We start from the raw sequence: 11,516 nt of genomic DNA on the forward strand, positions 1-11,516 counted from the left end.
GTAGAACCCGCAATGAAATATTTTATCAACTCTAACTGCTTATTTCTCGATAACTTACAATGCTTTATATACATCAATAACTCCTAACAATTTAAATGTTAGGTGTCAGCCCCTAAAATATTATCGCAGGACCGTGCATCAAACTTTCTTGCAGCGATACATGATGCGGCGGTTAAAGAAGGAATTACAGGCGTAAATACACGTGCGAGATTGCATGCTGATGGCGAAAAATCTCCCCCCGTACCAACATTAGATTCAATTACGGAACCCAAAAACAGAACAGCTCATTTCCATGTTCAATACGATGAACGCGAAGTCACAGAGCGTAAAAATACCCACCATAGCTATTTGATAAATGATAATAGCCCCGATCAATTGCTTTATTCTCCCGAGCTAGGCCCTCGCGAAATGCAGCTAATGGGAAAAACAGGTAATGAAATATTTCTTGCTGGGCAGGGAGAGGTTATTTTCTCAAATAAGTTAAATACTCTGAAAAATATCAATTATACGGTGGCGGATCCAGAAAATATTGAGAACATTCGTCTGGTTGTTGATGCGCGAGAGCCCGGAGGGTCGATTGGTTTTATCTCACATGCTATGGATAACAGAGTTCAAGTGCTGAGTTTCTCACCTGAAGGAAAGCCCACCATCTTGGCAAATATCATCTTGGATCTTCCAGAAGGAATGGGAATTGATGATTTGAAACTTGCAACGCGCGACTCAAATGGTTTTGAACATGATGTGTCAGTTAACAAGGCCTATACCACCGAAATGATCGAATCATTGGGTGCAAAAGTCGCTGCAAATGCCTCTTCTCAGTCATTGGATGAAATGATCACCGAAAGACGTGGGGACATCCCCCCCCCCACAAACTCAAGTTCGCCCTTCCGACGTCACGGCTGGACCTGTCACGCCAACTGGAAATCAGCGATACTAGAATATGACAACCCATCACATAAGGCACAGAATTTGCTTGATTGCGGCACCGCCGATGACTTGGAATCCCCCTCTCTTGTCACTCGCAGTTGAGCGTAAAGAGTTCATGGAGCCAGACTCCAGTAGAACGGCAGAAACGGATAGAAAACTAGAATCCGCCCCCCAAAACAAACCGTATGGCAACAGACCACCGACCACATCATTTTAGCTGAAGAAAGTTACCGTATGGCAGCCATACTTATAGCTTCATCAATTCGAATAATGAGCGCTTCTGGGTGAAATTCCACTTTAAAAACCAACAAGGCCATAAGCATTGGACGAACGAAGAAGCCGCCAAGATAATCGGAGAAGACCGTGAAAGCTCGCAGAAGGATTTATACGAAGCCATCGAGCGCGGCGATCATCCAAAATGGTCATTCAAGGTACAAATCATGCCCGAGAAGGATGCTGAGACATATCACCTCAATCCGTTTGATCTGACCAAAGTATGGCCGCATGCGGATTACCCGCTGATTGACGTGGGTGAGTTTGAGCTTAACCGCAACCCTGAAAACTATTTTGCACAGATGGAGCAAGCTTCCTTCTCACCATCAAACATTATTCCGGGTGTAGGGTTCTCACCCGACAAGGTACTACAAGCGAGGATATTCGCTTATACCGACGCCCACCGCTATCGTGTCGGGACGCATTATGAATCATTACCGGTGAACAAGCCCAAATGCCCTATGCATCACCATCACAAAGATGGTGCCATGAAGTATGATGTACCCAAAGGCGATGCCGCCTATTACGAACCAAGCAACTTTGATGGGCCGAAGGAAGATGCCAAGTTCAGGGAACCCCCATTGCAAATATCCGGTGATGCAGACCGTTATAACCACCGTGATGGGAATGATGATTACGGCTAAGCTGGCAATCTATTCCGCATGTTTGATGATGAGCAGAAGGAACGCTTGTTTAGTAATATTGCCGGGGCCATGCAAGGTGTGCCGCAAGATATCATCGACAAACAGTTGGTACATTTTGAGAAAGCCGACCCTAAATATGCCACTGGTATTAAAAAAGCGCTGGAAAATAGTAATTAACAAAAACAGAGCATTAGGGTGAATAAACAGCTATCGAGTCCATTATTTTCAGCTCTGTGTTGCCTAACGATGCTCCCAAGATTAATTACAAGCTCTACTTACAGCCGTATAATCTGCGTAAGCGGTTATGGAACATAGACTATTACACTTCCCACGGAGGAATTCCCTCCGTGGGAAGTTTTTTTGATATTTCTAACAAACCTTAATATGTTCGACACATTTCTCCTATATTCTTAATGAATAAGAAGAAAAACTCTTGGGAGCCTATTATGTGCGAGTTATGTTTAAATGTCGAAGCCACAGACTTTAGTAATAACAATTCAAACCCTTTAAACGCAGGGGCCTTGAACCTTAATGCCTCGACGCTGCAGTCTCAGGCTGCAGTCTCATTAGGTGGTGGTGGCGCATGGGTTGCCGGTTCGAACAACCTTGATGTAACTTTTAGTTTCACAGATGCTAGCTGGAATAGCGGGACCAATAGTTATGGCCAACCTGTAGGTCAACTAAATTCCCAAAGTGAAGATTTATTCAGAGACATTATGCAAATGGCATCTGATGTCTCCGGATTAAACATGACAGAAGTAACAGGAACAGCGGATATTTCAGTCCATGAAGGCGCTATACCTGGTAGCGTTGGCGGCTATGCTTATTTACCACAAAGCAACCCTACTGCAGGCTCTAATACCGGTAGTAATGAAGGTAATATTTCTTTAGATACACTATTGAATCCAGCAGAATGGGGCAGTTTCTCAGGCTATGCAATGATTCATGAAGCTTTTCATGCATTAGGCATGCCTCACACGTTCGCAGGAGGGAACCCAATGGCTGCAAAAGCAGGAGGTTTAAGCGGACAATATTTAACATCAGAATACAGCGTTTTGGGATATTCAGATGGTGCAAATATAGGGAAAAATGATGTTACAGGTCCGATGCTGTTAGATGTATGGATGCTACAACAAAAATACGGTCAGAACTTAGACTATGAATCAGGCGACACTCTCTGGAATTTAGGCGATGTCAAACTGGGTCAAGCCATTTGGGATGGCGCCGGTAATGATACCATTGCAGTTGATTCAAGTGTTACATCGAATTCGACCATTAATTTAAATGAGGGCGACTTCTTAAACGAAATAGGTCTAGCAAAATTTCATGTTGCCTTTGATGCAGAAATTGAAAATGCGATTGGCGGTCAGGGTAACGATTCGATCACTGGCAATGATTTAGACAACTCCCTACAAGGTATGAACGGTGCTGACGTGCTTACGAGTGGTGCAGGAAATGATGTACTTGAAGGCGGCGCAGGCACAGATAGCTTTATATTAACGGCCCAAGATGGTGCTGTAGATATTATTAAAGATTTAGATATTAGCGCTGGCGAAACGATACAATTTGCTAATATTAACGGTTCAAACGTTACAGCTGTTGATGTTGTAGATGGTACAGGCGGTGCGATTGCTCGCGTTACCACAAGTAGTGGCGAAATTCATACCGTGTTGGCAGAAGGCGTAAGCGCAGCCAACCTTACGGTTAACACTCTTGGTATTAGTGGATTTACAGGTCAGGTAACAAGCAGCGGTGGAACCACTGTACCTGCACCTTCAGCTTTACCAACACCACCACCCCCACCACCACCAACAACAACACCACCGCCACCGCCACCGCCACCGCCACCGCCAACACCGACACCAACACCACCGCCACCGCCACCGCCACCACTACCGCCAACAACAACGCCACCAGACGTTGATGCATTAATCACGGCGCTAGAAACGGCGAAAGCTGATTGGGATGCAGACAGCAATTTAACAACAGAAGCAGCGGTTCAAACTGCTCTCACTGATCTTGCCTCAACAATTGCACATTTTGCGACTAATTCAGCAAACCTATCTCTTCCTGATTTCCTTGTTCCTGCTTTTCTTGATTTAGTGAATGTTCTTAAGAAAATGGATGGTGATAACTATGACAATGATAATTTGGAAGCATTGGTAAATAATGCGCTATTAGCATTGGGTGAAACGCCTAACACACCAGGTGTTGATACGAGTGATCCAGGTTATGGCGGCACAGGTGGCACTACAGGCACAAGTGCTGATGCATTAATCATTGCGCTCAAAACAGCGAAAGTTGATTGGGATGCTGACGGCAACTTAACAACAGAAGCAGCGATTCAAACTGCTCTCGAGGCTCTCATACAACCCATTATAGATTTTGCATCTAATCCGGCAAGCCTATCTACTCCTGGCGCCCTATCTCCTGCTGATATCCTTGATATCGTGACTATTCTTAAGAAAATGGATGGTGATAACTATGACAATGATAATTTGGAAGCATTGGTAAATAAAGCGCTATACGCATTAGGTGAAACGCCTAACACGCCAGATGTTGATACGAGTGATCCAGGTTATGGCAGTACAGGTACAGGGGTGCAGGATGATCCTGATATCGCCGACGCAATTACGGCCTTGCAAGGTGCGGTGACTGTATTTAATAACGCGCAAAACCAGACAGAGGGCGATGCAGCGGAATTAGATATACAGCCTCTACTTGATGTACTGAATCCATATATAGCTGACTTTGCTAACTTATCAGCAAATGATCAAGCCGCAATTCGAGCGCAATTAAATTCGATGGATGACATTAATTTCAATAACGGCACGATTGAATTAAATGTGAATATTGATCTTGCAGCAATTGGTGAGAGCTATTCTGCAGAAGATACGACTGACCCATGGGCAGGAACAAGCACTCTGCATAATATGATTGCTGATTTACTAGGCCAAGTGTTAGCACGAATTGTGACAGAGGGTACGCCAGATCAACTCGCCAAGTTCTTAGATATTTTGACTGATTTAAGCGATGCTGGTTACTTCAATCAACCCGCCACCATTGAATTTGAGTCAACTGATGTGACCTCTGAAGATGATGCGGATGTAGACACAGATGATCTTCTGAATCTTGATGATTTCGAATCGGATGGCTCTGATTCAGGAAGCTCAGCACATAAGCTTTCAATACTTAACAGCGTAGAACAGTTAAGCGAAATGCTACAAGCGGATACGATTGATATTCCAGAAGTGGAAGCATGCGAAGGCGACTTCGATTTTGAGAATCTCGATATTTAGAAGCTTCCGTTATAACGGAAATAGTAGAAGAGCTTTACGGGGTGCGCGTGTAAGTACCTCACACAATTTTCAGATTTGAGAACTGTAAGGTGCTTTTAAATAATATCCGCCACATCAAACGTACCACCACCGATAACCTAGAAGAATCCCCTCCCCCTTCATCATAAGTCGCATTACCATCCCTGCTGATGATCACATATTGGTTGCCGGAGAAGGCACCTGCCGTCGCGGTTAGAATAGATGAATTACAATAGGATATGCAGAATGAGTAAACCACTAGAGAAACATATTGGTAAGTTGGAACAATCCATCACGCCAAATGAGAAACCATTTCGGTTTTGATTCTGTGAATTGGGTGAAAGTAGTGAAGAGACACGCGCACGCTTCAATGCAGAAAACCCCGATGGTCCGTTATGCGATGGCGATAACATTATGATTATCAGGTGGGGTAAATCATGAGGCGATTGATTCAAAGATTAGACAAACTGGAAAGCTTTAACAGAGCTGGGAGCTTACAATCCATTCATGAAGATAGGGGTATAATAGGGGGTTTTATTACAAAATTCGTCTGCTTTCGTTTGTTTCTTTGAAAATTCTGCATCTAAGTTTCGGAGAGTTTCTTCTCGTTTTTCTTTCCCACGCATTGACTTTTTTTATCAAGTTCTATCTGCCTCTGTTGGGTGTTTAAAGTGAGGCCAATCGAATCCACTCGTTTGATGCCCTAGAGTATTGATTTCTGTTTGCAACTGATTAGCAAGTTCAAGCGTTTCTTCTTGAGCTTGCGCCCCAATGAACTGCTTTGCTAGTTCAGCCGTCTTTAGATAGCGGCCAATGGGTTTTGGATAAAAACGCGGTTGTCTTTCTCTATCAGCAGACTCTTTGAATGCCTTACTGGAATACCAACCAATCGCCTCTTGAGCGAAAATTCCCTGTGCTCGTTTCAAAAAATCGGTGTTTTTACTATTCTTATATTGAATGCTATCATTCTGATTTTTATAGACCATCGCATCGTTCCAGTCATGAGTGATGTACGCGATGAGTTGATCAGTATGTGTTCGGTCAGACTGTAAATATGAAAATTGCTCTTTGTCCTGAGCATTGCTCAACAATGTCAAAGCTTCACCCAAGCGCGTCGGATTGGTGAGTTCGTCACGATGTTCGTAAAGAATGCGGCTAATCGTTTCGGTATCAAGATCACTTTGCTTAATATCTCCTGCAAAGCCGGGAATTTCTTCGGTGATCAACTGCTGAATGAATGAGGTGTGTTTGGCCCCAGCAATACTATCATAATTCTCAAAAGACTCAGTCTGCTTAGGAGGACGGTAACCATTACCAATGTATTTCTCTGTAATTTTTGCTTCATTTAAATTTTGACGCGGCTTGTTTTGACCATGAATATCATTTGCTCTAAATATCTTCTCAGCAACTTTCGGTTCTTCTTTGAAAAGCGCTTTCCAGAATACATCTGCATGAAAAAGGTTGTAATCACCAACAACTAATGCATCTGCTACATTGAAATCAGACCGCTTTTCTTGGTCATACGTATTACTAGGCCAGTTAAATTGTTCTCCCCAGGCAATATGCCCTGCTTCATGCGCCATAAATGCGGCGATACCATGGGTAATGAGATGTTCTCTGGGGACTCCCAATTTTTCCGCATGCTGATCTGCCGTTTCTTCAATGAATTTGAGCATGCCTTGACTAAACCCAACGATAACTTGACCCGATGTGTTATCTGGGCTGTTGGGAGGCACAACAAATGCATTGGGCTCTGCTTGGTCTGTTAGCAGAAATTGAACGTCTAGTGCCTGAAGCTCAGGCTTATTGGAAACAAGGCGTTGATAGATTTCTTCAATTTTTGTAGAGTAGGAAATGACATGAGAATTGTCCGGAAGAACAAAGCGTTCACCTTCCCAACCATCTTGTGAAATGACTGATTGCTTTTCAGATTCGTACACCATTAAAAAAGCTTAACACAAACACTTTACAGGTTTGTGACAATTGTTTGCTGGCGGGCATACCACACCGCCCCTCTTTTCCAGCTTAGGATTCAGCAAACTCCAAGCAGGTTTTTCGAAAAACATGAATAGCCACCCCACCCAGAACACTACGAATTCCCATACGGCAACAAAAGCTACCTGCTGTGGCAAAAGCTTATAAAGAAGGATTAAGTTAACTACCCACAACTTGGCATTTAAATTTTGCCATAATAACATTCTGATAAGAATAGTGAGAGCAGCACTCACCTCCGCAGTCATCAAGATTCAAGCAAAAAGATAATTTACTCTATTGCAATCTATGGTTATGTGAGTACTGTTGCAAAAATAGCAAAAGCGTTCGATTAACAGGACGTAATGAATAGAGGGTAAGAATGAAGAAGAAATTGTTATCTAGAAAAATGTTGATGGTTTATTGTGGGGTGTCGGTTGTAACGCTGGCACTGATGGTTTTATCTGACCCAATTTATTTCCATAGCACAGCATCTGATTCGCTAGGAATTGGCCCCAAGCTCGGTACCAAAGTGCCTGAGTTAGTAGATGTTAGCTACTTAGATAATTATCCTATTCGTAGCTTAATATATTTCATTAGCTCTTTAGCGCTAATATTTTCACTAAAAGATTTGTTATCTAAATCAGACAAAAACATGAAGGATTGATAATGCCTAATTATACTGAAACTATCTTAGATGTAACTTTTAACTTTTATGATTACAGAGCACCACAATACCAAGCTGTTTGGGATATATTGAATGCTGCCAAAAACACAAGCTTAGGGAGCAATCTATTCACTGCCCCGTTAGCAGGGGGCACCGAGTACGATTTTAAAATCACAGACGTGAGGGGGTCTTTTAGCTCCCCTAATAATGTCTTTTATGTTTTTGATTACGACTTCTCTTTTCCAGGGAACTCTCCAGATATTTATTTAAATTTTGACGATATTAACAGTATTTCATATGTGAATAATTATGGTGACGTTGAGGGGTTATCACTTCAACGGTTAGTTATCCACGAACTTGCCCATCAGACATTGGGGTTAAGCGATCTTTCGGAGCAAAGTCATCTGAATGGACTTGATACTCCAGATTTTGATTTTCGAGGCAATACAGTTGATTTTACCAATACAGTATTGTCACAAATGGGAATTCAAACAGAGCGGTTGCATTATTGGCTCTCAGACGAATACGGTGCCATAGGCACCCAATGGACTGGTGGAAATGAAATCAGCAATGTTTATTTGGGAACAGAAGCCATTGAGAACCTTGATGGTTCCTCCGATGATGAACTGTTCTTCGGGGCTGATGGTAATGACACTATTAATGGTAATGGTGGAAATGATTATATTTATGCGGGTAGTGGTAATGACAATGTAGATGTGACATTGGGAAGTAACGTCATTGACGGTGGTACTGGCAACGACACCCTTTCCTATGAAAACCTCACTTCCGGCGTGAATGTCGATATGTCGGCGAAGAATACGGTGTTGATGTCGGGTGGTCCTATTAAGGATGTGTTTGATAATATCGAGAATATCACGGGTACTAATTACGCTGATATCATTCTCGGTGACTCCAAAAGTAATGCCATCAAAGGCGGCACCGGTGATGATATCCTCGAAGGTGGTTCTGGTCTCGATCTCTACCAGTACGATATTACGGGCGGCACTGTTCAATCTTTCGGGCATGATACGATTATTGAATCGGATCGGACGGGGTTCACTTCAGTTGGTGGATACGGCCACGGGTAATCCAGTCGCATTTTCAGGGCTTGCGACCTATAACTCAACTTTGGATGTGTGGGAGAAGGATGGGTTTACGATTAAGGCTTCTGGCAATGATTTGATATTGGAACTGGATGCGAATAATAGCATCACGCTGCAGGATTTCCGTGAGGATACGGATGGCGACGGCGATGTCGATAATGACGATGATGGCGGGCATCATGCGAGCGATGGTTTTGGTTTAGAATTGGCCGATCCGACGAATGACATGGCGGCGGGCGATGGGCTGGCCGGTGATGGCGATTTAAACAGTGCGGCGCCGGCTTACGACACGGTCGATGGCAGCGCGGGCGAGCCGGATATTGGCGAGGTGAATCCGATTATGGAGGGGGCGTTGATTGCGTATCAAACGGCGAATCGTTCGGCAGTTATTTTGGGTGATCCGCTGGTGTTGGACTTGGATGGCGATGGGCTGGAGTTGATTAACTCGAATGTCTCTAATGCATTTTTTGATATTGATGATAATGGCTTTGCTGAGCAAACGGGCTGGGCCAGTGCGGATGAAGGGTTTTTGGTTCGTGATTTAAATAGCAATGGCACGATTGATGATGTCGGCGAGATGTTCGGTAATGCGACGCAGACCGGTCTGGTTGAGTTGGCGACCCTCGATAGTAATAGCGATGGGGTGATTGATTCTGCGGATACCGATTTCGGTGATTTGCTGCTTTGGCGCGATTTGAATGAAGATGGCATGACCGATGGCGGTGAGTTACAAACGATGGCTCAGGCTGGGTTGGTGAGTTTCGAGTTGAGCCCTCAGTCGGATGGTCGAACCTTAGAAGGCAACTTCATTAATAATGTTTCCCATTTCACGCGTAGCGATAACTCGACGGATGATCTGGCGGAGGTTTTCTTCCGTACCGATGAGTTTAATACGCAATTTGTGGGCGACGGAGGCACGGATGCGGCGATTGATCCATCCACTCTTTCGCTGCCACAATCGCGTGGCTACGGCAACCTCCCTTCCTTGCAAGTGGCGATGACGCAAGATGCTGCGTTTAAGGCTTCGGTTGAGAGCTTTATCGCGAATGTAGATTTAAATGATTACGCCTCGCAAAACTCGGTGATTGAAGAGCTGCTATTTGATTGGGCGGGATTGCCTGTCACTGTTACGAGCCCCATCACGAATTTTGATGGGCATCAGTTGGCGTTCCTTGAAGCCTTTACCGGCGAGAGCTTTATCCAAACGGGCGGCGTGCCCACCAATTTCTTAAATTCCGCCTGGAATTCTGTGATGGGTGAGTTTTCTGCGCGTCTATTGGTACAAGGGCCTTTGCAGACTATCTTCCCTAATGCGAGTTATGATTTTGCGACGGACAAGCTGAGTTTGAACGATACATTACCGACTATTCTTACGAATATTTCTGGCACCGCAGTTGAGAGTAATATCGCATTTTTGAGCGATTTACGGACTATCTTACTTTCTGATCAAGAGGGTTTGGGCGTAACAGAAGGCGTCATTAAGGCGGAAGTGAACACTCTGTTTTCGGCCGCTATTATAGCGCTTGGTGAGTCGGGTGATTACGGACTTTCAGCTTTATTAGCAGCCCATGAATCTGAAAATTCGGTAGATGCTGGAGAACCTGATCCTAATGACCCGAATGGGTACATTACAGGCACCTTCCGCAATGATACATTCATTGATTTAGAGATTCAGAGTGATTTCGGAGATCATATTCATGGCGGTGATGGCGATGATCTTATTATCGCCAAAAGCGGCAATGATAACCTGACAGGCGGCGCAGGCAATGACATCATCATGGGTGGCGAAGGCAATGACTCTCTAATTTCTAATGGTAGCGGTGTTATTGCCGATGGTGCGGATTACTTCTCAGGCGGCGCAGGTAATGACACCATTTTTGTTTACGGTTCCAATGACACGGTTGATGGCGGGAGCGGTAATGATCAGATTTTCATGGATTCTAATAGCCCCACGACACCTTTGTCGGATGCATTGATATATGCTGGAGCGGGAGATGATTATTTCCGCCTCTATGTCAATAGCAGTAGTATTTTGGGCGGTGACGGAGATGATGTTTTTGGTACTGTTAACGATCAAATTTCTGCCTATGAATCAACATTCATCGATTTGGGAGAGGGAAATGATTCAGCTTATCTCTTCTTAGGTGCGAGTACGATAAATGGCGGGGCTGGTGATGACACTCTCAGTGTGAAGATTGTGCATGATGGTGATGTTTTGGGTGGCGATGGCAATGATACCATTGATCTGCTCAGTTATCTGGGGCCCATCGCTGGAGTTACACCGTTTGTATCAGGAGGTGCAGGAGATGATGTTATCACCGGTAAATCTGGCGGTATTGAATATTACATTTCAGGTGATGAAGGCAATGACACAATCAAAACGGTCAATAACTCTGTTAGTACTGTCGAAGGTGGCTTAGGCAATGATACGCTTATCGCGAGTAATGGGGTTGATACTTACCTTTTCTCGAGCGGTGATGGGCATGATACAATAGAAAATGGGGCTGACACCTAATAATATTCTTTGAGCAACTTTTTCAGGTCTGCCAGTAAGTCACTTGGTGTGCCCATATTAAACCTCCACTCACATTCTTTCAAGAACAGATTAAAATGC

The 11,516-nt window shown here is 44.1% G+C and carries 7 protein-coding genes and 2 pseudogenes; 7 read left to right on the forward strand and 2 right to left on the reverse strand.

The window, feature by feature from the left end; translation table 11 throughout:
- Positions 1-102: 102 nt before the first annotated feature.
- The 4 genes and pseudogenes from P8P30_04300 to P8P30_04315 all read left to right on the forward strand — a co-directional run bounded on the left by P8P30_04300 (position 103) and on the right by P8P30_04315 (position 5,143).
- Positions 103-1,029: a hypothetical protein gene (locus P8P30_04300; GenBank protein MDG1286770.1), complete on the forward strand. Its 927-nt coding sequence runs from the start codon at positions 103-105 to the stop codon at positions 1,027-1,029.
- A gap of 143 nt (positions 1,030-1,172) precedes the next feature.
- Positions 1,173-1,844, forward strand: a pseudogene (locus P8P30_04305) (catalase).
- 15 nt (positions 1,845-1,859) lie between these two features.
- Positions 1,860-2,021: pseudogene (locus P8P30_04310) on the forward strand (catalase-related domain-containing protein).
- 269 nt (positions 2,022-2,290) lie between these two features.
- Positions 2,291-5,143 (forward strand): M10 family metallopeptidase C-terminal domain-containing protein, encoded by a 2,853-nt coding sequence (locus tag P8P30_04315; GenBank protein MDG1286771.1) that lies wholly within the window; start codon positions 2,291-2,293, stop codon positions 5,141-5,143.
- Between the two features lie 656 nt (positions 5,144-5,799).
- On the opposite strand, the gene P8P30_04320 is transcribed toward P8P30_04315, so the two are convergent.
- On the reverse strand, positions 5,800-7,104 hold the full coding sequence (locus tag P8P30_04320) for a hypothetical protein (protein ID MDG1286772.1): 1,305 nt from the start codon (positions 7,102-7,104) through the stop codon (positions 5,800-5,802).
- Between the two features lie 410 nt (positions 7,105-7,514).
- Here P8P30_04320 and P8P30_04325 point away from each other — a divergent pair, with 410 nt between their 5' ends.
- The 3 genes from P8P30_04325 to P8P30_04335 all read left to right on the forward strand — a co-directional run bounded on the left by P8P30_04325 (position 7,515) and on the right by P8P30_04335 (position 11,417).
- Positions 7,515-7,799 carry a hypothetical protein gene (locus tag P8P30_04325; GenBank protein MDG1286773.1) on the forward strand — a complete coding sequence of 95 codons (285 nt, stop codon included), beginning with the start codon at positions 7,515-7,517 and terminating at the stop codon, positions 7,797-7,799.
- A 299-nt stretch (positions 7,800-8,098) separates the two neighbouring features.
- Positions 8,099-8,887, forward strand: a complete 789-nt coding sequence (locus P8P30_04330; protein ID MDG1286774.1) for a hypothetical protein — start codon at positions 8,099-8,101, stop codon at positions 8,885-8,887.
- Positions 8,823-11,417, forward strand: a complete 2,595-nt coding sequence (locus P8P30_04335) for a calcium-binding protein (protein MDG1286775.1) — start codon at positions 8,823-8,825, stop codon at positions 11,415-11,417. Before P8P30_04330 ends, P8P30_04335 begins: the two co-directional genes overlap by 65 nt.
- On the opposite strand, the gene P8P30_04340 is transcribed toward P8P30_04335, so the two are convergent.
- Positions 11,414-11,516, reverse strand: a 103-nt coding sequence (locus P8P30_04340; GenBank protein MDG1286776.1) for an IS1595 family transposase, incomplete at its 5' end; no start/stop codon positions are given. The genes P8P30_04335 and P8P30_04340 overlap by 4 nt on opposite strands.

The organism is Rickettsiales bacterium, from assembly GCA_029252805.1.
Lineage (GTDB): Bacteria > Pseudomonadota > Alphaproteobacteria > Rickettsiales > JALZUV01 > JALZUV01.

Excerpts from the sequence above, each read along its gene's own strand:
- P8P30_04315 (MDG1286771.1), top strand. The coding sequence starts at position 2,291 with ATGTGCGAGTTATGTTTAAATGTCGAAGCCACAGACTTTAGTAATAAC.
- P8P30_04320 (MDG1286772.1), bottom strand. The coding sequence starts at position 7,104 with ATGGTGTACGAATCTGAAAAGCAATCAGTCATTTCACAAGATGGTTGG.
- P8P30_04325 (MDG1286773.1), top strand. The coding sequence starts at position 7,515 with ATGAAGAAGAAATTGTTATCTAGAAAAATGTTGATGGTTTATTGTGGG.
- P8P30_04335 (MDG1286775.1), top strand. The coding sequence starts at position 8,823 with ATGATACGATTATTGAATCGGATCGGACGGGGTTCACTTCAGTTGGTG.